Annotated in this window: 22 protein-coding genes; 11 read left to right on the top strand and 11 right to left on the bottom strand. The window is 73.7% G+C overall.

The window, feature by feature from the left end:
• Window positions 1-121 precede the first annotated feature (121 nt).
• From ABD363_RS06445 to ABD363_RS06430, 4 genes are all read left to right on the top strand, one after another.
• Entirely contained in the window at window positions 122-1,777 is a 1,656-nt protein-coding gene (locus tag ABD363_RS06445) for a protein kinase domain-containing protein (protein WP_344600510.1), read from the top strand.
• Between the two features lie 541 nt (window positions 1,778-2,318).
• Window positions 2,319-3,512, top strand: a complete 1,194-nt coding sequence (gene pdhA / locus ABD363_RS06440) for a pyruvate dehydrogenase (acetyl-transferring) E1 component subunit alpha (protein WP_344600508.1) — start codon at window positions 2,319-2,321, stop codon at window positions 3,510-3,512.
• 1 nt (window position 3,513) lies between these two features.
• Entirely contained in the window at window positions 3,514-4,494 is a 981-nt protein-coding gene (locus ABD363_RS06435) for an alpha-ketoacid dehydrogenase subunit beta (protein ID WP_344600506.1), read from the top strand.
• Between the two features lie 10 nt (window positions 4,495-4,504).
• A complete protein-coding gene (locus tag ABD363_RS06430; RefSeq protein ID WP_344600504.1) occupies window positions 4,505-5,917 on the top strand; it encodes a dihydrolipoamide acetyltransferase family protein in 1,413 nt (470 codons plus the stop codon).
• A 58-nt stretch (window positions 5,918-5,975) separates the two neighbouring features.
• On the opposite strand, the gene ABD363_RS06425 is transcribed toward ABD363_RS06430, so the two are convergent.
• Window positions 5,976-6,413: an ATP-binding protein gene (locus ABD363_RS06425; RefSeq protein WP_344600502.1), complete on the bottom strand. Its 438-nt coding sequence runs from the start codon at window positions 6,411-6,413 to the stop codon at window positions 5,976-5,978.
• Window positions 6,414-6,659: 246 nt separating this feature from the next.
• On the opposite strand from ABD363_RS06425, the gene ABD363_RS06420 reads away from it, so the two are divergent.
• Window positions 6,660-7,541: a helix-turn-helix domain-containing protein gene (locus ABD363_RS06420; protein ID WP_344600500.1), complete on the top strand. Its 882-nt coding sequence runs from the start codon at window positions 6,660-6,662 to the stop codon at window positions 7,539-7,541.
• 3 nt (window positions 7,542-7,544) lie between these two features.
• On the top strand, window positions 7,545-7,757 hold the full coding sequence (locus ABD363_RS06415; RefSeq protein WP_344600498.1) for a DUF397 domain-containing protein: 213 nt from the start codon (window positions 7,545-7,547) through the stop codon (window positions 7,755-7,757).
• 87 nt (window positions 7,758-7,844) lie between these two features.
• Here ABD363_RS06415 and ABD363_RS06410 read toward each other — a convergent pair whose 3' ends face one another.
• Window positions 7,845-8,747 carry a D-alanyl-D-alanine carboxypeptidase family protein gene (locus tag ABD363_RS06410; protein WP_344600496.1) on the bottom strand — a complete coding sequence of 301 codons (903 nt, stop codon included), beginning with the start codon at window positions 8,745-8,747 and terminating at the stop codon, window positions 7,845-7,847.
• A 225-nt stretch (window positions 8,748-8,972) separates the two neighbouring features.
• Between ABD363_RS06410 and ABD363_RS06405 the strand changes: the two genes are divergently transcribed.
• Together ABD363_RS06405 and ABD363_RS06400 are read left to right on the top strand one after the other, a co-directional pair.
• Window positions 8,973-9,623, top strand: a complete 651-nt coding sequence (locus ABD363_RS06405) for a GntR family transcriptional regulator (protein WP_344600495.1) — start codon at window positions 8,973-8,975, stop codon at window positions 9,621-9,623.
• A complete protein-coding gene (locus tag ABD363_RS06400; protein ID WP_344600494.1) occupies window positions 9,620-10,918 on the top strand; it encodes an MFS transporter in 1,299 nt (432 codons plus the stop codon). The genes ABD363_RS06405 and ABD363_RS06400 overlap by 4 nt, the downstream gene beginning before the upstream one ends.
• 46 nt (window positions 10,919-10,964) lie before the next feature.
• On the opposite strand, the gene ABD363_RS06395 is transcribed toward ABD363_RS06400, so the two are convergent.
• Window positions 10,965-11,789, bottom strand: a complete 825-nt coding sequence (locus ABD363_RS06395; protein ID WP_344600492.1) for a maleylpyruvate isomerase family mycothiol-dependent enzyme — start codon at window positions 11,787-11,789, stop codon at window positions 10,965-10,967.
• Between the two features lie 218 nt (window positions 11,790-12,007).
• Between ABD363_RS06395 and ABD363_RS06390 the strand changes: the two genes are divergently transcribed.
• A complete protein-coding gene (locus ABD363_RS06390) occupies window positions 12,008-12,802 on the top strand; it encodes a carbon-nitrogen family hydrolase (RefSeq protein WP_344600490.1) in 795 nt (264 codons plus the stop codon).
• Between the two features lie 76 nt (window positions 12,803-12,878).
• On the opposite strand, the gene ABD363_RS06385 is transcribed toward ABD363_RS06390, so the two are convergent.
• Entirely contained in the window at window positions 12,879-13,373 is a 495-nt protein-coding gene (locus tag ABD363_RS06385; RefSeq protein ID WP_344600488.1) for an LURP-one-related/scramblase family protein, read from the bottom strand.
• Window positions 13,370-14,371: a GlxA family transcriptional regulator gene (locus ABD363_RS06380; RefSeq protein ID WP_344600486.1), complete on the bottom strand. Its 1,002-nt coding sequence runs from the start codon at window positions 14,369-14,371 to the stop codon at window positions 13,370-13,372. The genes ABD363_RS06385 and ABD363_RS06380 overlap by 4 nt, the downstream gene beginning before the upstream one ends.
• Before the next feature lie 52 nt (window positions 14,372-14,423).
• Here ABD363_RS06380 and ABD363_RS06375 point away from each other — a divergent pair, with 52 nt between their 5' ends.
• Both ABD363_RS06375 and ABD363_RS06370 read left to right on the top strand, forming a co-directional pair.
• Window positions 14,424-14,816, top strand: a complete 393-nt coding sequence (locus ABD363_RS06375; protein WP_344600484.1) for a cupin domain-containing protein — start codon at window positions 14,424-14,426, stop codon at window positions 14,814-14,816.
• 30 nt (window positions 14,817-14,846) lie between these two features.
• Window positions 14,847-16,757, top strand: a complete 1,911-nt coding sequence (locus ABD363_RS06370) for a thioredoxin-like domain-containing protein (RefSeq protein ID WP_344600483.1) — start codon at window positions 14,847-14,849, stop codon at window positions 16,755-16,757.
• An 89-nt stretch (window positions 16,758-16,846) separates the two neighbouring features.
• Here the strand turns inward: ABD363_RS06370 and ABD363_RS06365 are convergent, their stop codons facing one another.
• The 6 genes from ABD363_RS06365 to ABD363_RS06340 form a co-directional block, all read right to left on the bottom strand.
• Entirely contained in the window at window positions 16,847-17,101 is a 255-nt protein-coding gene (locus ABD363_RS06365; RefSeq protein ID WP_344600481.1) for a DUF6458 family protein, read from the bottom strand.
• 113 nt (window positions 17,102-17,214) lie between these two features.
• The gene (locus tag ABD363_RS06360; protein ID WP_344600479.1) at window positions 17,215-18,519 is read right to left on the bottom strand and encodes a M18 family aminopeptidase; all 1,305 of its coding nucleotides are present in this window, start codon (window positions 18,517-18,519) and stop codon (window positions 17,215-17,217) included.
• Between the two features lie 353 nt (window positions 18,520-18,872).
• Window positions 18,873-20,123, bottom strand: coding sequence for an ABC transporter permease (locus ABD363_RS06355; protein WP_344600477.1), 1,251 nt, complete (start codon window positions 20,121-20,123; stop codon window positions 18,873-18,875).
• Window positions 20,120-20,821 (bottom strand): ABC transporter ATP-binding protein, encoded by a 702-nt coding sequence (locus ABD363_RS06350; protein ID WP_344600475.1) that lies wholly within the window; start codon window positions 20,819-20,821, stop codon window positions 20,120-20,122. The genes ABD363_RS06355 and ABD363_RS06350 overlap by 4 nt, the downstream gene beginning before the upstream one ends.
• Window positions 20,818-22,509, bottom strand: a complete 1,692-nt coding sequence (locus ABD363_RS06345) for a peptidoglycan-binding protein (protein ID WP_344600473.1) — start codon at window positions 22,507-22,509, stop codon at window positions 20,818-20,820. The genes ABD363_RS06350 and ABD363_RS06345 overlap by 4 nt, the downstream gene beginning before the upstream one ends.
• A complete protein-coding gene (locus ABD363_RS06340; RefSeq protein ID WP_344600471.1) occupies window positions 22,509-23,459 on the bottom strand; it encodes a hypothetical protein in 951 nt (316 codons plus the stop codon). The genes ABD363_RS06345 and ABD363_RS06340 overlap by 1 nt, the downstream gene beginning before the upstream one ends.
• Between the last annotated feature and the right edge of the window lie 14 nt (window positions 23,460-23,473).

Here is a 23,473-nt window from a genome sequence, read left to right as displayed (position 1 = left end):
CCGTCTCGTGCCGGTTCGGGCACCCGTCGCGGACCGGAGGCTTGCGCGGAGGCTGTAGCGTGGCCGACGGAGACCGTAACAACACCGCGCGCACCGCGGGCAGAAACGACGGCGAGGACTGATGGCACAGCAGCAGCGCGCTCAGGGCCCGTCCGACCCCGAGGCGACTGGCGGCGGTATGTCAGACGCGCCGGAGACCTGGGGCAACGGCGGGCTGGTCGGGGACGGCCGGTACCGGCTGACCCGCAGACTCGGACGGGGCGGCATGGCCGAGGTGTTCGCCGCCGAGGACGTCCGCCTCGGGCGTACCGTGGCGGTCAAGCTGCTGCGTTCCGACCTCGCCGAGGACCCGGTGTCCAAGGCCCGCTTCACGCGTGAGGCGCAGTCGGTGGCAGGGCTCAACCACCACGCGATCGTCGCCGTGTACGACTCCGGCGAGGACTTCGTCGGCGGCCAGTCCGTGCCGTACATCGTGATGGAGCTGGTCGAGGGCCGCACCATCCGCGATCTGCTGATGAACGCCGAGGCCCCGGGTCCCGAGCAGGCGCTGATCATCGTCTCGGGCGTCCTGGAGGCACTGGCCTATTCGCACCAGCACGGGATCGTGCACCGCGACATCAAACCGGCCAACGTGATCATCACCGACAACGGCGCCGTGAAGGTGATGGACTTCGGCATCGCCCGCGCCCTGCACGGGGCGTCGACGACGATGACGCAGACCGGCATGGTCATGGGTACCCCGCAGTACCTCTCCCCGGAGCAGGCGCTCGGCAAGGCCGTCGACCACCGCTCCGACCTGTACGCGACGGGCTGCCTGCTGTACGAACTCCTGGCACTGCGGCCCCCGTTCACCGGCGAGACCCCGCTGTCGGTGGTCTACCAGCACGTGCAGGACATCCCGACGCCCCCGTCGGAGGCCTCGGACGCCTGCCCGCCGGAGCTCGACGGCCTGGTCATGCGCTCCCTCGCCAAGGATCCGGACGACCGCTTCCAGACCGCCGAGGAGATGCGCGGCCTGGTCCAGTACGCGCTGCAGATGCTGTACGAGCAGGGCAGCCACACCGGCACCTGGAACACCGGCCCGGTCGAGACGCACGACGGCCGGCACACCCCGGCGGCGGGCCTGGCGGGCACGGCCGTGCTGCCGCACCCCGGCGACTCGGGCGCCGGCACCACGCAGATCCCGCAGCCGATCCTGCCCGCCGGGTACGGCGGCGGCGACGACGGCGGCTTCGAAGGGCACGGCAACCGGGGCGGCGGCCGCGGCAAGCTGTGGATCCTCGCGGCGCTCGCGGTGATCGCCGTCGTGGCGGGCGTCGCGCTGGCCATGAACAGCAGTGGCGGCGACGGCGGGTCCGGCAAGCCGTCGAAGTCGCCGACCACCTCGCAGACCTCCAAGGAGGCCTCGCCCAGCGAGGCGCCGAGCGACGAGGCGACGGACGAGCCCACCGACACCTCCCCGGAGGAGGACACCGGCACCGGCTCCAACGGCTCGGGCTGGGGGGTCCCGTCGTACCAGCCGTCCTACCAGCCCACCCAGGAGCCGACGGGCGGCCAGCCGACGGGCGGCCAGCCGACGCAGACCCAGCCGACGAGCCAGCCCACCGAGACGACGGACCCGGCGTCCGGCGGCACGGGCGACGACGGCACGGCGTCCGGCGGCACGGGCGACGACGGCACGGCGGACGGCGGCACGGGCGAGGGCGACGCGGGCGAGGGCGACGCGGGCGACAACGGCCTGACGAGCGGCGGCGCTCTGGGCGGCGGCGGGAACTGACGGACACGGCCGGCCGGCCCGCACGCCGCCGGCCGGCCCTCGGGCGCGCGGGGTCCCGCGCGCCGCTCACCTTCCGGGCCGCACCGCGTGGGGCGCCGGGGCGGCACCCGCCCGCGCGGCACGCGGCGCGGGCCGCGCGGGCGGCGACGGCGGAGGATCCCCCCGCGGGGCGGACACGGACACCGAGGCGGAATGTCCGTTTCCTCCGTTCCGGCGCGAGCGATCCGCGTCACACGCGAACTCTTCCCGTGTCCGGGGTGACCGGGATAACGTGCCGTTGTTCCGGCCCCCTGCAAGGCTGTGACCAGTGCCTGTTCCCGGCGTTGCCGATTTACTTGGATATCCAAGCAAAAACGCAGGTCAGGAGGGGTTTCACAGAAATGTGGCGCACTGGGTAACGTGCCCTTTGCAGGGCGCTCGCCGGGGCACCTGTCACGCCTGTTCCCGACCGAGCCGCACCCACCCCGTGCGTCCGTCGGACAGCAGGTGAGCCGCACTGGCACCCGGCGAACCCGGGCGCCGGACCGACGGAGGAGCACACGTGACCGTGGAGAGCACTGCCGCGCGCAAGCCGCGACGCAGCGCCGGAGGCAAGGCCGGCACCACCGGCACCAAGCGCACCACCCGCACCACAGCGAAGAAATCCCCGGAGGCCGAGCCGGGGCTCGTGCAGCTGCTGACGCCCGAGGGCGAGCGCGTCGAGCACGCCGAGTACGACCCCTACGTCGCCGGCCTCACCCCCGAGGAACTCCGCGGCCTGTACCGCGACATGGTGCTCACCCGGCGGTTCGACGCCGAGGCGACCTCCCTGCAGCGCCAGGGCGAGCTGGGCCTGTGGGCCTCGCTGCTGGGCCAGGAGGCCGCCCAGATCGGCTCCGGCCGGGCCACCCGCGAGGACGACTACGTCTTCCCGACCTACCGCGAGCACGGCGTCGCCTGGTGCCGGGGGGTGGACCCGACCAACCTGCTCGGCATGTTCCGCGGCGTGAACAACGGCGGCTGGGACCCCAACAGCAACAACTTCCACCTCTACACGATCGTCATCGGCTCGCAGACGCTGCACGCCACGGGCTACGCGATGGGCGTGGCCAAGGACGGCGCCGACAGCGCGGTGATCGCCTACTTCGGCGACGGCGCCTCCAGCCAGGGCGACGTCGCGGAGGCGTTCACCTTCTCCGCGGTCTACAACGCCCCGGTGGTGTTCTTCTGCCAGAACAACCAGTGGGCCATCTCCGAGCCGACCGAGAAGCAGTCCCGCGTCCCGCTCTACCAGCGCGCGCAGGGCTACGGCTTCCCCGGCGTACGCGTCGACGGCAACGACGTCCTGGCGTGCCTGGCCGTCACCAAGTGGGCCCTGGAGCGGGCCCGCAGCGGCGCGGGCCCGACCCTGGTCGAGGCGTTCACGTACCGCATGGGCGCCCACACCACCTCCGACGACCCCACCCGGTACCGGGGCGAGGAGGAGCGGCTGGCCTGGGAGGCGAAGGACCCGATCCTGCGCCTCCGCCGCCATCTGGAGGCATCGGGCCACGCGGACGAGGGATTCTTCGCGGAGCTGGAGACCGAGAGCGAGGCGTTGGGCAGGCGGGTGCGCGAGGCGGTCCGCGCCATGCCGGACCCGGACCACTTCGCCATCTTCGAACACGCGTACGCGGACGGCCACGCGCTCGTCGACGAGGAGCGCGCCCGGTTCGCCGCCTACCAGGCGTCCTTCACGGACGCAGAGGGGGTCTGACATGGCTGTGGAGAAGATGGCCCTGGCCAAGGCGATCAACGAGTCGCTGCGCCGCGCCCTGGACACCGACCCCAAGGTCGTCGTGATGGGCGAGGACGTCGGCAAGCTCGGCGGCGTCTTCCGCGTCACGGACGGGCTGCAGAAGGACTTCGGCGAGAGCCGCGTCATCGACACCCCCCTCGCCGAGTCGGGCATCGTCGGCACGGCGATCGGCCTCGCCCTGCGCGGCTACCGCCCGGTGGTGGAGATCCAGTTCGACGGCTTCGTCTTCCCGGCGTACGACCAGATCGTCACGCAGCTGGCGAAGATGCACGCCCGCTCGCTGGGCAAGGTCAAGCTGCCGGTCGTCGTCCGCATCCCCTACGGCGGCGGCATCGGCGCGGTCGAGCACCACTCGGAGTCCCCGGAGGCCCTGTTCGCGCACGTGGCGGGCCTGAAGATCGTCTCCCCGTCGAACGCGTCCGACGCGTACTGGATGATGCAGCAGGCCATCCAGAGCGACGACCCGGTGATCTTCTTCGAGCCCAAGCGGCGCTACTGGGACAAGGGCGAGGTCAACACCGAGGCGATCCCGGACCCGCTGCACGCCGCGCGCGTGGTCCGTGAGGGCACGGACCTGACGCTGGTGGCGTACGGCCCGATGGTCAAGCTCTGCCAGGAGGTCGCGGACGCGGCGGCGGAGGAGGGCAGGTCCCTGGAGGTGCTGGACCTGCGCTCGGTCTCCCCGCTCGACTTCGACTCGATCCAGGCCTCGGTGGAGAAGACCCGCCGCCTGGTCGTGGTGCACGAGGCGCCGGTGTTCTTCGGCTCGGGCGCGGAGATCGCCGCCCGGATCACCGAGCGGTGCTTCTACCACCTGGAGGCCCCGGTGCTGCGGGTCGGCGGCTACCACGCGCCGTACCCGCCGGCCCGCCTGGAGGAGTCCTACCTGCCCGACCTGGACCGGGTGCTGGACGCCGTCGACCGCTCGCTGGCGTACTGAGGAGAGGGCCGTGACGACGATGACTGAAGGGGCCGTGCGCGAGTTCAAGATGCCCGACGTGGGCGAGGGACTCACCGAGGCCGAGATCCTCAAGTGGTACGTCCAGCCCGGCGACACGGTCACCGACGGGCAGGTGGTGTGCGAGGTGGAGACGGCCAAGGCGGCCGTCGAGCTGCCCATCCCCTACGACGGCGTGGTCCGCGAGCTGCACTTCCCCGAGGGCACCACGGTGGACGTGGGCACGCCGATCATCGCGGTGGAGGTGACGGGCGGCGCCGCGGCCCCCGCGCCGGCGCCCGCCGAGCCGCAGCGGGAGGAGCCGGAGCCGCAGGGCCGCCAGCCGGTCCTGGTGGGCTACGGAGTGGCCGCCTCCGCCACCCGCCGCCGCCCCCGCAAGGGCGCGCAGCCCCCGGCGCCCCCGGCCCAGGCCCCGGCGCCCCCGGCCCAGGCCCAGCCGGCCGCGGCCGCGGTCCAGGCCGAGCTGAACGGCCACGGCGCGACGGCCGCCCCCCAGCGGCGGCCCCTGGCCAAGCCCCCGGTGCGCAAGCTGGCCAAGGACCTCGGCGTCGACCTGGCGACGGTCACCCCGACCGGCCCGGACGGCATCGTCACGCGTGAGGACGTGCACGCGGCGGCGGCCCCGCCGAAGGCGCCCGAGCCCGCCGTCGAGGCCCCGGTCTCCCCGGTCACCGCGGCCCCGGCCCCGGTGTCGTACGACACCGCCCGCGAGACCCGTATCCCCGTCAAGGGCGTGCGCAAGGCGACGGCGGCGGCGATGGTCGGCTCGGCGTTCACGGCGCCCCACGTCACGGAGTTCGTGACGGTCGACGTGACGCGCACGATGAAGCTGGTCGAGGAGCTGAGGCAGGACAAGGAGTTCGCCGGCCTGCGCGTGAACCCGCTGCTGCTCATCGCCAAGGCCCTGCTGGTCGCGGTCCGGCGCAACCCGGACATCAACGCGTCCTGGGACGAGGCGGCCCAGGAGATCGTGGTCAAGCACTACGTCAACCTGGGCATCGCCGCCGCGACCCCGCGCGGCCTGATCGTCCCGAACATCAAGGACGCCCACGCCAAGACGCTGCCGGAACTGGCGCGGGCACTGGGCGAGCTGGTGACGACGGCCCGCGAGGGCAAGACCTCCCCGGCCGCGATGCAGGGCGGCACCCTCACCATCACCAACGTCGGCGTCTTCGGCGTCGACACCGGCACGCCGATCCTCAACCCCGGCGAGTCCGCGATCCTCGCGGTCGGCGCGATCAAGCCCCAGCCGTGGGTCCACAAGGGCAAGGTGAAGCCGCGTCAGGTCACCACCCTCGCCCTGAGCTTCGATCACCGCCTGGTCGACGGCGAACTGGGCTCCAAGGTCCTGGCCGACGTGGCGGCGATCCTGGAACAGCCCAAGCGGCTGATCACCTGGGCGTGAGCCGGGTACGGCGGCCCCCGCCCGCGGGCGGGGGCCGCCGCGCCGTGCCCGGGACGGGCTATGCATCGCTCCTCCTCGGCACGGTCGTCTCCGCCCACACCGTCTTGCCCACGGTGAGCCGTTCCACGGCCCACCGGTCGGCCAGCGCGCGGACGATCAGCAGGCCCCGGCCGAACTGGTCGCCGGGGCCGGAAGCGCGGGGCACCGGCAGGCGTTCGCCCCTCGGATCCGTGACGGCGATGCGCAGGGTGGTGCCAGCGAGGGACGTCTCCACACGGAACAGGCGGTCCCGCAGGCACCCGTGCAGCAAGGCGTTCGTGCACAACTCGCCGGCCAGCAGCGCCGCGTCGCCTGCGGCGCCGGGGTGCCCCCAGTCGGCGACGAGCCGGGCGACGTGCCTGCGGGCGCGGGGGACGTTCTGGGGGTAGGGGGTGTAGCTGACGGCGTCGTAACGGTCGTACGCCTTGGGGCTGTCGGGAGGGCAGCAGTCGGTCACGGGAACGCCTCTCCTGGTGCGAGCGGGGAGTTCGGGGCCGGGCGGTGGCTTCGCCGTGCGGCGCCCGGGCGCGGGCAGCACGGTGCACTTCCGCCCGCCGGTTTCTTTGCGTGCGGTTTCGTGCACCGAACGTAGCGATGCGCCGACGGTGCGCGCAAGGAATCTCGGGGAAATATGTCTCCGAATGTGCTTGCGGTGTGCGTGCGGCGAACTGCACACTGGCCGCGAAACGGAAGGGAAACCGACGTGAGAGCAGGTCAGTCCGCGCGCGGTAATCGGGTATCGACCGTCCTGGCACGCAAGCTGGGAGGCGAGCTGCTACGGCTGCGTGACGAAGCCGGGCTCACTCAGCCGCAGGCGGCGGAGGCGCTGTCGGCAACGGCGGCGAAGGTCGCCAAGATGGAACGCGGATGGGTGCCGTTCCGTGATCCCGACATCCGGATCCTGTGTGATCTGTACGGTGTGTCCGATCCCAGGACCGTGCAGCGACTGCTCGACATCGCCAGGACCGACCGCGAGCGCCGTAAGGCCAAAGGGTGGTGGAACCAGTACCCCGAGCTGCGTTCTCTTGTCGAGTACGTGGCCCTGGAGGACATCGCGACCGGCGTCCGCACGTGGCAGGGAGCCTTCGTTCCGGGCCTCCTGCAAACGCCGGACTACGCCAGAGCCCTGGCGATCGGCAACGCCGACTGGGACGACCCCGACGACATCGAACGCTTCGTCGAGGCGAAGATCGCCCGGCAGGCACGGCTCACGGACGGCAACCCGCTCAACTTGTGGGCCGTCGTCGGCGAGGGCGCGCTACGGCAACTGGTCGGTGGCCGGGAGGTGATGCGCGCGCAACTGACGCACCTGGCCGAGGTCTCGCGGCTGCCCAATGTCAAGTTGCAGGTGGTGCCGTTCCTCGCCGGCTCGCACCCCGGCATGACCAGTGCCTTCAGCGTTGTCTCGTTCGCCGAGCCTGGCGCGATGGACGTGGTCTACATGGACACGACCTCGTCTACCCTGTGGCTGGAGAGCGAGGCGGACGCCACACGTCACAACGCCACGTTCGAGCGGATCGCCCGGAGCGGGCTCGCTCTTCGGGACTCCGCCGCCCTGATCGAACGCATCCGCAAGGAGCTGTGAGCCGTGCCGCACTTCGAGTTCGTCAAGTCCAGCCACAGCAGCGGCAATGGCGAGTGCGTCGAAGTCGCCCGCAACGTCCCCGGCTCCATAGCCGTCCGTGACTCCAAGGACGCCGACGGGCCGATACTGACGTTCACGCCCGCGGTGTGGGCCGCGTTCACGGCGGGGGCGCACCGTGCGGCCGCGGCACCGGCGGTGGATCCGGTCGGCCGCTGAGGAGCGCGCCTGCGACGACGGGAGGGCCCGCCGCTCGCCGGGGAGGCGGGCGGCGGGCCCTCCCGCGCTGTCGGTGCCCGGTGGGTGTCAGCCGAGCTGGGCGAAGCCGTAGTTCAGCAGCTTCTTGGCGTCCGTCTCGCGCTGGGCGGTGGAGGACGAGGCGAGGACCGTGCCGATGACGGTCTTGCCGTTGCGGGTGGCGGCGAAGACCAGGCAGTACTTCGCTTCCGGGCCGGAGCCGGTCTTCACGCCGATCGTGCCGCTGTAGCTGCTGAGCAGCCCGTTGGTGTTCTTCCACGCGGCCATCGTCCGGGTGCTGCCGGTCTTGGTGATCGTCTTGGCCGTGTACGACTTGGTCTTGACGATCGTGCGGAACGTGGAGTTCTTCAGCGCGTTGCTGGCGAGCTTCGTCAGGTCGCGCGGGGTGGAGTAGTTGGCGCCGTTGCCGATGCCGTCGAACGAGTCGAAGTGGGTGTTCGTCATGCCCAGGCTCTTGGCCGTGGTGTTCATCTTGCCGATGAACGACTTCACCCGCGCCGCCCGGGTCGAGCCCGAGCCGAACTTGTCGGCGAGCGCGTACGCCGCGTCGCAGCCGGACGGCAGCATCAGGCCGTACAGCAGCTGACGGACGGTGACCTTGTCGCCGACGATCAGACGGGCCGAGGAGGCGTTGTTCTTCACGATGTAGTCGCTGTACGCCATCTGGATCGTGACCTTGGCGTCCAGGTTGAGGTTCGGCTGCGCGAGCACGACCTTCGCGGTCATGATCTTCGTCGTGGAGCCGGTGGAGAGCCTGGTGTCCGCCTTCTTGGTGTACAGCGTCTTGCTGTTCGCGTTGTTCATCGCGTAGCCGCCCTTGGCGACGATCGTGGGCGCGGTGGCGGCCTGGGCGGGCGCCGCGTGGAGGGCACCGGAGGCGAGTACGGCGCCGGTGGTCATCGCGACGGCGGCGGCTCTGCGGAGGCGGATGCCCTGAATGCCGTTTATCAAGTGAGGTACCCCGATTACGTTGAATGCCCCTGTGGTGCGGCCGGGTTGACGTCGGAACAGCACGGGGCCGCGTCTGTGTGACTCGTAACTAGCACAGATGGTTGTGCGCCCGCCGGGACACGCTTCCTTTTCCGCCGGTGCGGCGGCCTCCGGCGCGGTCGCGGTGACATGTCCGCATGGTGAACGGGCCCGTCCATGCGTACGTGTTGTATCTATCCTGTCGGCATGACCCTCGCCGTGAAGCAACCTCCCGCCGCCGACCGCGTCTACAGCCATGTCAAGCAGGGCGTCCTCGACCGTCGCTACGAGGGCGGCAGCCTGCTCACCGAGGGCGAGCTCGCCGAGGCCGTGGGGGTCTCGCGCACCCCGGTGCGCGAGGCGCTGCTGAGACTGGAGGCCGAGGGGCTGATCAGGCTCTACCCGAAGAAGGGCGCCCTCGTCCTGCCCGTCTCCGCCCAGGAGATCGCGGACGTGGTGGAGACGCGGCTGCTGGTCGAGGAGCACGCGGCGCGCAAGGCCGTGCCCGCCCCGCCCGGCCTGATCGAGCGGCTGGAGGAGCTGCTCGAACAGCAGAAGGCGCAGGCCGCGGCCGGCGACCTCGCCGCGGCCGCCGTCTCCGACCGCTGCTTCCACGCCGAGATCGTCCGCAGCGGCGGCAACGAGATCCTCTCCCGCCTCTACGACCAGCTCCGCGACCGCCAGCTGCGCATGGGCGTCGCCGTCATGCACTCCCACCCCGACCGGATCGCCAAGACCCTCGCCGAGCACGAGGAGATCCTCGACGCGCTGCGCTCCGGCGACGCGGAGGCGGCCGTCGGGGTCGTCCACCGGCACGTCGGCTGGTTCTCGCACCTGGCCCGGGGGGAGGTCCGATGAGCACCGCCACCGCCCTGCCCGGCGATCCGCCGGGCGGCCGCCGCGCCGTCGCCGTCTGGGGCATCGGCGTCGCCGTCTACTTCGTCGCCGTCATCTTCCGCACGTCGCTGGGCGTGGCCGGCCTCGACGCCGCCGACCGCTTCCACGTGGGCGCCTCCGCGCTGTCGACGTTCTCGATCCTGCAGCTGCTGGTCTACGCGGGCATGCAGATACCCGTCGGCCTGCTGGTCGACCGGCTCGGCACCAAGAAGGTGCTGACCATCGGGACCGTGCTCTTCACGGCCGGGCAGCTCGGGTTCGCCTTCTCGCCCTCGTACGGGGCGGCGCTCGCCTCGCGGGCGCTGCTCGGCTGCGGGGACGCGCTGACCTTCATCAGCGTGCTGCGGCTGGGCACGCGCTGGTTCCCGGCGCGGCGCGGGCCGCTGGTCGCCCAGCTCGCGGGGCTGGCCGGCATGGCGGGCAACCTGGTCTCCACGCTGGTGCTGGCCCGGCTGCTGCACGGCGTCGGCTGGACGGCGGCGTTCGCGGGCAGCGCGCTCGCGGGCGTCGTGGTGCTGGTGCTGACGCTGCTGTTCCTGAAGGACCACCCCGAGGGGCACGAGCCGGAGCCGCTGCCGCACCAGGGGGCGGCGTACGTCCGCCGGCAGATCGCCGCCTCCTGGCGGGAGCCGGGGACGCGGCTCGGGCTGTGGGTGCACTTCACCACGCAGTTCCCCGCGATGGTGTTCCTGCTGCTGTGGGGGCTGCCGTTCCTGGTCCAGGCGCAGGGGCTGTCCCGGGCCGCGGCCGGAGAACTGCTCACGCTGGTCGTGCTGTCGAACATGGCGATCGGCCTGGTGTACGGGCAGATCATCGCCCGGCACCACGGGGCGCGGCTGCCGCTGGCGCTCGGCACGGTCGGGGCGACGGCCGTGCTGTGGGCGGCGACGCTGCTGTACCCGGCCGACCACGCGCCGATGTGGCTGCTGGTGGTGTTGTGCGTGGTCCTCGGGGCGTGCGGCCCGGCGTCGATGATCGGCTTCGACTTCGCGCGGCCGGCGAACCCGCCCGAGCGGCAGGGGACCGCGTCCGGCATCACCAACATGGGCGGTTTCGTCGCCTCGATGACGACGCTGTTCGCCGTCGGCGTGCTGCTGGACGCCACCGGCGACGACTACACCGTCGCGTTCTCCGCGGTCTTCCTGCTCCAGGCGCTGGGCGTGAGCCAGATCCTGCGGCTGCGGCGGCGGGCGGCCCGGCGGGAACGCGAGCGGCTCGTCGCGAGCCGGGTGGAGACGGTGCACGTTCCCGCGTAGGAACCGGCGCCGGCGTCTCCGGGGGGCCGTCCGCCCCCCGGCCCCGTCACGGCGTCACCGCGAAGTTCCGCAGGATGGCCGCCGCCAGCTCCGGGTCGCCCTCCGTCTTCACCCGGTCCGCCACCGCCTCCGGTGCGACCCGGCCGCAGGCCAGGCGGACGTACGTCTCCCAGTCGAGGGCGAGGGTGGCGGCGGGGCCGAGGGCGGGGACCGCCTCCAGGGTGCCGCGGCCCTGCATGTCGACGCGGACCGTGCGCAGGAACTCGACCGGGCCGTGCACGTCGAAGACGACGGCCGAACTGCGGGGCGCGTCCGTCCGCTCGGCCACCACCCGGGGGAGCTCGGCGAGCAGCACGTCGCGGGCGACGTGCGCGCCGGGGGAGTCGAGGTTGCCGGGACGGCCGAGGGCGGTGCGCAGGTCCTGTTCGTGCACCCACACGTCGAACGCGTGCCGGCGCATCGACTCCTCCAGGGTCAGCTCGGTGCCGAGCGGGCCGCGCACCTTCGTGCCCGGATCACGCGACTCGTTCCGCAGCTGGCGGTTGCGCCGGATGATCAGGTACTCCAGTTCGGCCGTCATCTCGGGCGCCGTGTGGTGGCGGCGGGCGTCGACCTGCAGCTCCATGTAGCGCTGGTGGTCGGTGACGACGTGGAACAGGTCGCGCGGGAGCGCGTGGATGGGCCGCGGGTCGCCCAGCATCTCCGAGTCCAGGCCCATGACGTGCGAGACGACGTCGCGCACGGACCACGCCGGGCACGGTGTCCGGCGGTTCCAGTCTGCCTCCACGAGTGGCTGGACCAGCTCGGATATCGCCTCGATGGAGTGAGTCCAGGCGTCGGCGTAGGGCTGGAGGGTGGGATGCAGACTCACGGAACGGGACCCCTCGGCGGTCGTGACACGGGCAGTTGGTGGCGGCTTTGCCGGTGGAGGCGGCGGCTGTCGGCGGGTGTCGTGGAGCTCCCCCCGGCTCTCGGCTCGTTCGAACAAGGGGGACCCCCAAGTTACGCTGCTGTACGGCACCCCGGCAGTGCTTTCGTGTGACGATCGTAGGCCGGTGTGGAAGGCTCCTTTACCAGGACGGTGGTAGTGTGCGCGCCTCGCTGATCCAAGTCGCCGTGGAAGAGGGCGAATCGGTCGAAAAACGGCGTCGGCGGGTCGCCGACCTGGTACGGGATCAGGCCGGAGCCGATCTCGTCGTGCTCCCGGAGCTGTGGACCACCGGGGCGTTCGCCTACGAGGAGTTCGGCCCCGCGGCCGAGCCGCTCCAGGGGCCGACGTACGAGGTGATGGCGAAGGCCGCGAGCGACGCCGGGGTGTGGCTGCACGCGGGGTCGATCCCGGAGCGGGACCCGGACGGGACGCTGTACAACACGTCGCTGGTCTTCTCCCCCTCCGGTGAGCCGGCCGCCGCCTACCGCAAGATCCACCGGTTCGGCTTCGACAAGGGCGAGGCCGTGCTGATGGGCGCGGGCGAGGAACTGGTGACGGTGCGCCTGCCGTCGACCACCCTCGGCGTGGCCACCTGCTACGACCTGCGCTTCCCCGAACTCTTCCGCGGCCTGGTCGACGCCGGCGCCGAGACCCTCGTCGTCGCGGCGGGCTGGCCGGAGCGCCGCCGGGCGCACTGGACGCTGCTGGCCCGGGCGCGGGCGGTGGAGAACCAGGCGTTCGTGCTGGCGTGCGGAACGTCCGGGACGCACGCGGGGATCCCGCAGGCGGGGCACTCGATGGTGGTCGACCCGTGGGGCGAGGTGCTGGCCGAGGCCGGCGCCGGCGAGGAGGTCCTCACCGTGGAGTTCGACCCCGGGAAGGTGGCGACGACCCGGGAGCAGTTCCCGGCGCTGAAGGACCGGGTGCTGGGGCTGGCCCCGCCGCGGCGCTAGGCACGCCGGGTCCGTGCGCGGCGCCGGGCGCGCCGGGCCGTCCGGGGCGCCGGGCGCGCCGGCCCGCCCCCGCCCGTCACTCGTCCTCCCGCTCCTTCTCCGCCAGGTGGATCACGCAGACCGTCAGCGCGATCAGCAGCGCCGGGTCCGCGTCCTCGCGGACGATGTCGATGCCGTAGGTGTCGCGGACGGTGAGCAGGCGGCGGGAGACCACCGCGAGGAGTTCGCCGTCGTACTCGACGGCGAACTCGCGGTCCAGGATCTTGCCGCTGACGTCGAGTTCCGTGCCGTCGGCCAGGGTGATCAGGTAGTGGTTGCGCAGCAGCGACAGCCGCTTGCGCCGGACGGTGGCCAGGGGCTCGCCGGCCCGCTCGATCACCATCGTGTCCCGCAGGGCGAACATCTTCCGGTGGATGCCGACCAGGACGCGCCCCTGGGCGTCCTTCAGCTCCCAGGTGTCCCGCAGCCGCAGCGCCTTGCCGTCGACGAGGAAGGCCTTGTCGCCGCGGTCGTCCTCGATCCAGTGGTCGTCGCCGATGCCGAGGAGCCGGTCGTACACGAGGAATCTCATGGGGTGAGCGCTTCCCCGGGGGCCGGTCCGAAACGCCGCCGGTAGGCCGATGGGCTGAGCCCGGTCCCGCGGCGCAGGCGGGCCCGCAGGTTCGCCGCCGTGCCCAGGCCGCTGCGGGCCGCGACCACCTCCAGGCGCTCCTCCCCGCGCTCGATGAGCCGGCAGGCCAGCGCCACCCTCTCGGCGGTCAGCCAAGCCAGCGGGGTCGTCCCCAGCTGCGCGCGGAAGCGCCGGTGCAGCGTGGCCGGGGAGACCGCCGCGCGTGCCGCCAGGTCCGCCACCGTCAGCGGCTCGGCCAGCCGCTCCTGCGCCCATGCCAGCAGCGGCGCGAGCGAGGCGTCGGGCACGTCCGGCACCGGCCGCTCCACGAACTGCCGCTGCCCGCCGTCCCGGTGCGCGGCGAACACCAGCCGCCGGGAGACCGCGTTGGCGATCTCGGCGCCGTGGTCCCGGCGCCACAGGTGCAGGCCCAGGTCGAGCGCGGCGGAGCTGCCCGCGGCGGTCAGCACGTCGCCCTCGTCGACGAACAGGACGTCGGGCTCCAGCAGGACGCCGGGGTGCAGCTCGCGGAAGGCGTCCGCCCACATCCAGTGGGTGGTGGCCCGGCGGCCGTCCAGCAGCCCGGCCTCGGCGAGCGCGAAGCTGCCGGTGCAGAAGCTCACCACGCGGGCCCCGCGGGCGTGGGTGCGCCGGACGGCGTCCAGGACGGCGGGCCTGCGCGGGACGACGTTGTCGGGCCGGCCGGGCACGACGAGGGTGTCGGCGTCGTCCACGGCGTCCAGCCCCGGCACCCCGGTCAGCGTGAAGAACCCGTGGTTCATCCGCACCCCGGGCGTGGGCGTGCACAGCGTCACCTCGTACAGCGGCCCGGGAAGCCCCAGCTCCGGCCGAGGCAGGCCGAACAGCTCGGTGGCGACACCGACCTCGAACGGATTGGTGCCCTCGTCGACGATCACGACGACCCGGTGCGGCGGTGGTTGAGAGGATCCCTGCGGCATGTGCGATTCCTAGCACTCGCGCGCACCGCCCGTCACGGCCGACGATGACGGCATGACCCAGGAACCCGTTTCCCTCGCCCGGGCCCTCGCCTCCTTCACCGAGCAGTGGAGCCCGCGCATCGTCACCACCGTCAACGACTACGACGTCCGCGTCGCCAAGATCGAGGGCGAGCACCTCTGGCACGCGCACGACCACACCGACGAGTTCTTCCTCGTCCTCGACGGCGAACTCCACCTCGGCCTGCGGGAGGCGGCCGGCGAGCGCACCGTGGTCCTGCCCAAGGGCTCGGTCTTCACCGTTCCGCGCGGCACGGAGCACAAGCCGTACGCCCCGGTCCCCACCGAGATCCTGATGTTCGAACCCACCGGGACCCTCACCGTCGGCGACCGCCACGACGCCGTACCCGGCCACGTGGACGCCACCACCGGGCACGCGCTGACGTGATCGCCGGCGTCGGGTGGCACCCTTGGACGCATGAACCACTCGGCACCCCGACGCGCTCGCGTCCGCGCCCCCGAGCTGACCGGCAAGGGCGGCTGGCTGAACACGGGCGACACCCAGTACACCCTCGCGGACCTGCGAGGACGCATCGTCATCCTGGACTTCTGGACGTTCTGCTGCATCAACTGTCTGCACGTCCTGGACGAGCTGCGCGAACTGGAGGCCAAACACCGGGACACGGTCGTGGTGATCGGGGTGCACTCGCCGAAGTTCGTGCACGAGGCCGAGCACGCGGCGGTGGTCGACGCCGTCGAGCGGTACGGCGTGGAGCACCCGGTGCTCGACGATCCCGAGCTGGCCACCTGGAAGCAGTACGCGGTGCGCGCGTGGCCGACGCTCGTGGTGATCGACCCCGAGGGGTACGTCGTCGCCCAGCACGCCGGTGAGGGACATGTACACGCCATCGAGCGGCTGGTGACCGAGCTGGAGGCCGAGCACGCCGCGAAGGGCACGCTGCGCCGCGGCGACGGCCCGTACGTGCCGCCGGAGCCGGAGCCGACGGTGCTGCGCTTCCCGGGCAAGGCGATCCTGCTGCCGTCGGGGAACTTCCTGGTCAGCGACACCACCCGGCACCAGCTGGTGGAGCTGGCGGCGGACGGGGAGAGCGTCGTGCGCCGGATCGGCTCCGGCGCGCGCGGCTTCACCGACGGCCCGGCCGACGCGGCGGCGTTCAACGAGCCGCAGGGCCTGGCCCTCCTCGACGACGGCTCCGTCGTGGTGGCCGACACCGTCAACCACGCCCTGCGGCGGCTGGACCCGGCCACCGGCGAGGTCACGACCCTCGCGGGCACCGGCAGGCAGTGGTGGCAGGGCTCCCCGACCTCGGGCCCCGCGCGCGAGGTCGACCTGTCCTCCCCCTGGGACGTGGCCTGGTGGCGGGGCCGGGTCTGGATCGCCATGGCCGGCGTCCACCAGCTGTGGGCGTACGACCCGGACGGCGACACGGTGGCCGTCACGGCCGGCACGACCAACGAGGGGCTCGTCGACGGGCCGGGCGCCGAGGCCTGGTTCGCCCAGCCGTCGGGGCTCGCGGCCACGCCCGAGCGGCTGTGGCTGGCCGACTCCGAGACGTCCGCCCTGCGCTGGGTGGACGCCGACGGCAGCGTCCACACCGCCGTCGGCACCGGCCTGTTCGACTTCGGGCACCGCGACGGCGCCGCCGGACAGGCCCTGTTCCAGCACCCGCTGGGGGTGACCGCGCTGCCCGACGGCTCGGTCGCCGTCGCCGACACCTACAACCACGCCCTGCGCCGCTACGACCCCGCGACCGGCGAGGTGACCACCCTGGCCACCGACCTGCGGGAACCCAGCGACGCCGTCCTGGTCGGCGACGACATCGTGGTCGTGGAGTCCGCCCGGCACCGCCTGACCCGGCTGCGGCTGCCGGAGGAGGCGGTCAAGGTCGCCGCCGTCGCCCACCGCACCCGGCGCGCCGCCACCGAGGTCGCCCCGGGACGGCTCCGGCTGGACGTGATCTTCCAGGCCCCGGCCGGCCAGAAGCTGGACACCCGCTACGGCCCCTCGACCCGGCTGCTGGTCTCCGCCACCCCGCCCGGGCTGCTGCTGGACGGGGCGGGCGCGGGAACCGAGCTGTCCCGCACCCTGGCGCTCGATCCCGCCGTTCCGGAGGGCGTGCTGCACGTCTCCGCGATGGCGGCCTCCTGCGACGACGACCCGGCCAACGAGTACCCCGCCTGCCACGTCCACCAGCAGGACTGGGGCGTGCCGGTCCGCCTCACCGAGGGCGGGGCGGACCGCCTGCCGCTGGTGCTGGCAGGCATGGACGAAGGGGCCGAAGGGGTCGAAGGGGCCGAAGGGGCCGAAGAAGCCGAAGGGGCCGAAGAAGCCGGGGAGAGCGCGGGGGCCGGCGCGGCCGGCGCCTGACACGTGCCGGGCGTGACGCACCTGCCCGGTGTGTCACGCCCGCCTCGGAGCCGTGTCCGCGTCCGTTCCCGTTCCGCGTGCCCGTGGCGTCAGACGCCGTAGCCGTCGCTGTAGCCGTCGCGACGGTGGTGCGGTACCGCCGGGTCGTCGACCACCGGCGTCGTGGGCGGCACCACCACGCGCCGGCGCCGGGCGATGCTGCTGAACGTCGAGACGCCGATCAGGCCGACGATCATCAGGATGATGCCGACCAGATCGAGGTTGACCCCCTGCATGTCCCAGTCGGTCGCGAACGTGAGGATGGCTCCCACGGCGATGAGGATGATGCACCCGCCGAGGCCCATGAGTGTCGCCTCCCTGTGGATCCGGTCGTTCCGGGCTTTCCGGTCGTTCCGGTTCCCTTCGGGTACCCCGAGGCCCAACACCCATGCGGGGACGCGCCGTTCTCCCTCTCGCCCTACCCCTCCAGGAAGGCCGCCAGCGCGTTGGCCAGCAGGTACGGGTCGTCGGCGCCGCACAACTCCCGCGCGCTGTGCATCGACAGGATGGCCACGCCGACGTCCACGGTCCGGATGCCGTGCCGGGCCGCGGTGATCGGGCCGATCGTCGTGCCGCACGGCATGGAGTTGTGGGAGACGAACGACTGGAAGGGCACCCCGGCCTTCTCGCAGGCCGCGGCCCACACCGCGCGGCCCGAACCGTCCGTGGCGTAGCGGTTGTTGACGTTGACCTTGAGGATCGGCCCGCCGTTGACCCGCGGGCGGTGCGTCGGGTCGTGCCGCTCCGGGTAGTTGGGGTGGACGGCGTGGCCGGTGTCGGAGGACAGGCAGACCGTGCCCGCCAGGGCCCGCGCCCGGTCCTCGTACGAGCCGCCGCGCGCGAACACCGAACGCTCCAGCACGTTGCCGAGCAGCGGGCCGTCCGCGCCGGTGTCCGACTGGGAGCCGTTCTCCTCGTGGTCGAAGGCGGCCAGCACCGGGATGCACGGCAGGCCGGCGGCGCCGGGCCCGGTCGCCACCGCCGCGAGCGCCGCCGCGCCCGCGTGCACCGACAGCAGGTTGTCCATGCGCGGGCCCGCGACCAGCTCCCGGTCCCGGCCGAGGTACGCCGGGGGCTCCACGGAGTGGACCATCAGGTCCCAGCCGGTCACCTCGCCCGCGGGCAGCCCCGACACCTCCTCCAGGAAGGCGATCAGGTCGCCGTCGCGGACGTCGCCGCCGAGCCCCCAGACGGGCTGCATGTGCTGCTGCTTGTCGAGCTTCAGGCCCTCCGCGGAGACCGAGCGGTCGAGGTGGATCGCCAGCTGGGGGACGCGCAGCAGCGGCCGGTCGACGTTGACCAGGCGGGTGGTGCCGTCGCGCAGGGTGAGCCGGCCGGCCAGGCCCAGGTCGCGGTCGAGCCAGGAGTTCAGCAGCGGCCCGCCGTAGATCTCGACGGCCACCTGGCGCCAGCCGTGCGCGCCGGTGTCCGGGAGCGGCTTGACCCGCAGGGTGGGGGAGTCGGTGTGCGCGCCGACGATCCGGAACGGCGTGTGCGGCGCGGCGCCCTCGGGGACGTACCAGGCCACGATCGCGCCGCCGCGCAGCACGTACTTGCCGCCGCTCCCCCCGTCCCAGGCGTCCGTCTCCGCGACCCGTCGGAAGCCCGCCTTCTCCAGCCGCTCCGCGGTGCCGGCCACCGCGTGGTACGGCGACGGGCCGGCCGCCAGGAAGGACATCAGGTCGTCGGTGTGGCCGCGGTCGAAACGGGAGGGTTCGCTCATGGCAGCCACCATAAGGCTCGGCGGCGGAGGGCCCCAGCGCGGCCGGGGTGTCCGGTGGCGGGGCGGTGCGGGGAGCGTGGGACCGCGGCGCGCCCCGCAACCGGGAAGGCGTGCGCCCCGAGGCCGCCGCGGGTGCGCGTCCGGCGGATTCTCCGGGCGGGCCTCGCGGCCTTTCCGGGCGGCCTCGTGGTTTCCGCGGGCGTGCGGTCCCGTGGCCTTCCCGGGCGTGCGCGTGGCGGCTTTTCCGGACGCTCCTCGCGGTCTTTGCGGACGCGTCCGGCGAGCCGTCCGGGAGGGGGACCGCGGCCTCCCGGGCGCGCGTCCCGCGCTCCGCCCGGGACGGGGGCCGGCGCTCAGCGCCGCAGCGCCTCCACCGGCTGCACCCGCGCCGCCCGCCACGCCGGGTACACCCCGGCGAGGACGCCGGTCACCAGGCCGACGACCGGGGCCGCCGCGACCGTGCCCGGGTGGACGACGGGCGTCCAGTCGCGGGCGACGGCGACCGCGACGACCGCGACGGTGCCGAGGCTGGTGCCGACGAGCCCGCCGAGCGCGCCCAGCGCCCCGGACTCGGCGAGGAACTGGGTGGTGACGTGCCGCCCGCGCGCGCCCAGCGCCCGGCGGAGCCCGATCTCCCCGGTCCGCTCCAGGACCGCCACCAGGGTGGTGTTGGCGATCCCGACCGCGCCGATGACCAGGCAGATCCCGGCCAGCAGCAGGAAGAGCTGGTTCAGGTCCGAGGTGACGGACGAGCGCAGGGTCTTCGGGTCGGGCGGCGGGATCGCCTTCAGGTACTCGGGGTGGTCGGGGCGCAGCGCGACCGGCGCCTCGTCGGCGATCTGCCGGGCCGCGCCCACCTCCGTGGACACCAGCATGCGCGCGCTCTCGGCGGGCGGCCCCCACAGGTCGCGCGCGGTGGTGTCGGGCACCAGCACGGACATCAGCACGTCCGCCTTGCGCTCCACGTCGTCCACGACGCCGATCACGGTGAACGGCTGGTCGCCGATGAACAGCGCGGGCCGCGTCTCCAGGGTGGAGATGCCGAGCCGCGCCGCGACCGCGCTGCCGACGACGGCCACCGGCTGCCGGGAGCGCGCGTGGTAGTCGTCGTACGGCCGCCCCTCGGCCATCGTCGGCACGGCGGCGTCGAGCACGCCGGGCGAGGCGGCCACGATCTCGATCCGCTCCCCCGAGGCGTCCCCGACCGGCGAGGACCGCACCTCGGGCGCCCCGCCGGCGGGCCGCACCGGCCAGTACACGCCCGCGTGCCGCACCCCGCCCAGCGCCTCGATCCGCTCCCCGGCGTCCTTCGGGAAGGCGTCGCCGGCGAACTCGTCCCGCTCGCGGGCCACGTCCTCGACGGTCACCTCGGTCGCGGTGAGCAGGTCGAACCGGGAGTCGATCTGCGAGGACGCGGTGGCGGTCAGCCCCAGGACGGCGACGAAGGTGCCGACGCCGAGGACCGTGCCCAGCGCGGTCAGCCCGCTGCGGCCGGGCCGCTGGAGGATGCCGGCCACCGCCTCGGCGAGCAGGTCGCGCAGGGCGAAGGAGGACGGCTCGACCGCCGTCGGCCGCCGGCGGGCCCCGGGCCACCGTGCCCTCATGCGGTCACCGCCTCCTCGCTCAGCACCCCGTCGCGGATCGCCACCGAGCGCCGGCCGCGCGCGGCGACGTCCCGGTCGTGGGTGATGAGGACGACGGTCATGCCCTCGTCGTGCAGCTCCTCCAGGAGCCGCAGCACGGCCTGGGCGTTGGCGCTGTCCAGGTTGCCGGTCGGCTCGTCGCACAGCAGCAGCGACGGCCGGGCCACCAGCGCCCGCGCGATGGCGACCCGCTGCCGCTCGCCGCCCGACATCCGGGTGGGCAGCGCGTCGACGCGGTGGCCGAGGCCGACCCGTCGGAGGGCCTCACGCGCGCGCGGCGCGCGTTCCCGGCGCGGGACGCCGCAGTAGACCATCGCGAGCACGACGTTCTCCAGGGCGCTGCGGTGCGGCATCAGGTGGAACGCCTGGAAGACGAACCCGATCCGGCGGCCCCGCAGCGCCGTGCGGTCGGCGTCCCGCAGCGTCCCGGTGTCGATGCCGTCCAGCAGGTAGGTGCCCGAGGTCGGCGCGTCCAGCAGCCCCGCGATGTTCAGGAAGGTCGACTTCCCGGAGCCGGAGGGGCCGACGACGGTGACGAAGTCGCCCCGGTGGACGGTCAGGTCGCAGGGGCGGAACGCCTCGACCGGCGGCGGTCCGGGATAGGTGAGCGCCACCCGCCGGAACTCGATCACCGGCGGCGTCCCCTCCCCGGCCGTCACGAGCCGCCCCCGCCCGTCGCCGTCCCCGCGGCCCGCCGTACGCCGGTCAGCACCCGGTCGTCCTCGGCGAGCCGTGCGCCCGCCGACGGGGTCACCTCGACGTACCCGTCGCCGGTGGTGCCCGCCCGCACCGGCACCCGCCGCTGGCGGCCGTCCGCGTCGACGACGGTCACGACGGTCCGGCCGTCGGCCCCGGCGGACACCGCGGTCACCGGTACGACCAGCACCTCGCCGTCGGTCGAGCCGGCCTCCACGGTCAGCCGTACGTCCTGGCCGGCCAGATCGGCCGGGAGCGTGCGGTCGGGATCGACCACCACCAGGTACCCGGAGCGGCCGCTCCCGGCGGACGCCTGCCCGTCCTGCCCGCCCTGGCCGTCGCCCTGCGCGGACTGCTCGGTGGAGGGCGAGTCCGCCACCGACTCCACCCGCGCGGCGGCCTCCGCGCCGGTGACCTCGGACAGGATCCGTGTGCGCATGCCCGCGCGGATCAGCTCCTTCTGGTGCGCCTGGAGGAGTCCGTGCACCTCCAGCGCGCCCGAGGACACCTTCATCACGGCGCCCGACACCTGGGCGCCGACCTCGGCGGAGACGCTGTCGACCCGCGCGGGGAAGCTCTCCAGGAAGACCACCTCGGAGGACGGCAGCATCGCCCCGGCCGCCGAGCGCGCCCGTTCCAGGTCCGCGCGGGCCTCGGCCAGGTCCTCCCGGGCGCGGGCGAGGTTCTTGCGGGGCTCCTCCAGGACGTCCTCGCCGTTCCCGCCGCCCCCCTGGCCGCCGCCGGTCCCCGGGGCCGCGCCGGGGGACGCGGACGCGGCCGGTCCCGCCGGCGCTCCGGCCGCCGTACCACCGGAGCCCGCCCGCGCGCCCGGGGCTCCCGTCTGCGCGCCCGGGGTCTGCGCGCCCGGGGTCTGTGCGCCCGGGGTCTGTGCGCCCGGGGCCTGCGCGCCCGAGGCGCCCGCCGCCTGCTCGGCCGCCTCCTGCGCCTCCTGCGCCTCCTCCGCGTCGTCCAGCGCGTCCCGGGCGTCCTCCACGGCCCGCTCCATGGACTTCACCAGGTCCTCCGCCGCCTCGACGTCCGAGCCCTCCTCGCCGCCGGCCTCGACGGGGTCGTAGCCGAGGGCGGAGTACAGCGCGGTCACGGCGGCCTTCGTGCCCGCGCCGTACGTCCCGGAGGCGTCCGGCGCGGTGCTGTGGCCGAGTTCGGCCAGGGCCTTCTGGAGCTGGGCGACGTCGTCGCCCTCGGAGCCCGGCTTGAGGTCCCGGTAGACGGGCAGACCGCCGTGGAGGGCGATGACCGGCCGCCCGGACACCTCGATGAGCGTCTTGCCCGCGGCGACCCGGTCACCGGCCTTCAGCGGCGTCTTGGTCACGGTCGGCGCCGAGGCGCCCTCCGCCCCGGCGCCGGCCGCGCCGGGCGTCACGTCCACGCTCTGCCCGGCGACGACCGTGCCGCGCAGGATCACGGACGTCTTCAGCACCCGCCGCTCGACGGGCGCCGTCAGCACGTCCGGCGGCGGCGCCTCGGAGTCGGCGGCGGCCTGCGCGGGCGACTTGACGACCAGCGAGGCCCCGACGCCGGCCCCGGTCAGCAGTACGGCGCCGACGGCGACGGCGACCACCCAGCGGCGGCCGCGGGTCACGCCCGCGGCCGCGCCGGCCTCCGGCTCACTCTGTCCCGGGAAGCGCATCAGCTGCTCGCGAGGGCCTTCTGGGCGTTGCGCACGTACCCCTTGTGCCATTCCTCCAAGAGCTCGAACTGCTCGGCCCGCTCGTCTATCTCGGCCTGCTCCAGCGGCCTCATGACGGACACCCAGGTCTCCTCCAGGGCCGCCTTCTCGTTGCAGCCGCTGTCGGCGACGGCGACCTTCTTCTCCTCGTCGGTCGCGGTCCGCGTGGTGCGGGCGCCGTCGGCGGGCCGGTCGCCCTTGGCGCCCTTGCCGAGGAACCGGCCGGCGGCGTCGCGCGGATGGGCGAAGACGAAGCCCTGTTCCTTCATGCACGCGCTCCACTCGGCGACGGCCGCGGTGAGCTTCGGGTCGGACTGCGCCTTCTGCGCCGCTTCGTTCGCGGCCTGGTCGACCGGGCTGGGCACGGGCAGCTCGGGCAGGCCCGCGGCCATGGTCCGGTCGGTCTCGCCCTTGCAGCCGCCCTCCGGGACGGCCTTGCCGCCGACCGTCCGGGCGCCGGTGCCGAGGCGGACGGCGTTCTCGGCCTCGGAGCCGGCCTTGCCGTCGTCGCCGGTCTCGTCGACGGGCTCGCCGCCGTCCGGGGAGTGGTAGCCGTGGGCGGCGGCGTCGGCGGCGGGGATCATCCGGTACTCGGAGTCCCGCGCCGGCTCGGCCTCCTCGACCCCGGGCTGCGGGGTGTAGGCGAAGCCGAACCGCTGCATGCACTCCTTCATCAGCAGGTCGGAGGCCTGCTGGATGGTCTTCTCGTCCTCCTCGGAGGTGGCGGAGTACGCGGACAGCGGCAGCGGCTCCACCGCTTCGCCGCCCCGGGCGGCGGCGCTGCCGCCGGTGCCGGCGTCCCCGGCCTTGCCGGACCCGTCGTCGGACGAGCCGCAGCCGGCGACGGCCGCGAGGAACAGCACGGGCAGCGCGGCGCGCAGGGCGGCTGTGTGGGCGGAGCGGAGCTTCATGCGTCTGTTCTCCA

It is taken from the genome of Streptomyces glaucus (assembly GCF_039533365.1).
Classification (GTDB): Bacteria; Actinomycetota; Actinomycetes; order Streptomycetales; family Streptomycetaceae; genus Streptomyces; species Streptomyces glaucus.
Note: the sequence above shows the minus strand (reverse complement) of the source record. Positions and strands in the feature narration are given on the sequence as shown.

What these genes read in the sequence shown, in the direction of transcription:
- ABD363_RS06385 (WP_344600488.1), bottom strand. Translation starts at nt 13,373, where the DNA reads ATGAGATTCCTCGTGTACGACCGGCTCCTCGGCATCGGCGACGACCAC.
- ABD363_RS06405 (WP_344600495.1), top strand. Translation starts at nt 8,973, where the DNA reads ATGACCCTCGCCGTGAAGCAACCTCCCGCCGCCGACCGCGTCTACAGC.
- ABD363_RS06375 (WP_344600484.1), top strand. Translation starts at nt 14,424, where the DNA reads ATGACCCAGGAACCCGTTTCCCTCGCCCGGGCCCTCGCCTCCTTCACC.
- ABD363_RS06400 (WP_344600494.1), top strand. Translation starts at nt 9,620, where the DNA reads ATGAGCACCGCCACCGCCCTGCCCGGCGATCCGCCGGGCGGCCGCCGC.
- ABD363_RS06435 (WP_344600506.1), top strand. Translation starts at nt 3,514, where the DNA reads ATGGCTGTGGAGAAGATGGCCCTGGCCAAGGCGATCAACGAGTCGCTG.
- ABD363_RS06445 (WP_344600510.1), top strand. Translation starts at nt 122, where the DNA reads ATGGCACAGCAGCAGCGCGCTCAGGGCCCGTCCGACCCCGAGGCGACT.
- ABD363_RS06365 (WP_344600481.1), bottom strand. Translation starts at nt 17,101, where the DNA reads ATGGGCCTCGGCGGGTGCATCATCCTCATCGCCGTGGGAGCCATCCTC.
- ABD363_RS06370 (WP_344600483.1), top strand. Translation starts at nt 14,847, where the DNA reads ATGAACCACTCGGCACCCCGACGCGCTCGCGTCCGCGCCCCCGAGCTG.
- ABD363_RS06380 (WP_344600486.1), bottom strand. Translation starts at nt 14,371, where the DNA reads ATGCCGCAGGGATCCTCTCAACCACCGCCGCACCGGGTCGTCGTGATC.
- ABD363_RS06345 (WP_344600473.1), bottom strand. Translation starts at nt 22,509, where the DNA reads ATGCGCTTCCCGGGACAGAGTGAGCCGGAGGCCGGCGCGGCCGCGGGC.
- ABD363_RS06355 (WP_344600477.1), bottom strand. Translation starts at nt 20,123, where the DNA reads ATGAGGGCACGGTGGCCCGGGGCCCGCCGGCGGCCGACGGCGGTCGAG.
- ABD363_RS06340 (WP_344600471.1), bottom strand. Translation starts at nt 23,459, where the DNA reads ATGAAGCTCCGCTCCGCCCACACAGCCGCCCTGCGCGCCGCGCTGCCC.
- ABD363_RS06360 (WP_344600479.1), bottom strand. Translation starts at nt 18,519, where the DNA reads ATGAGCGAACCCTCCCGTTTCGACCGCGGCCACACCGACGACCTGATG.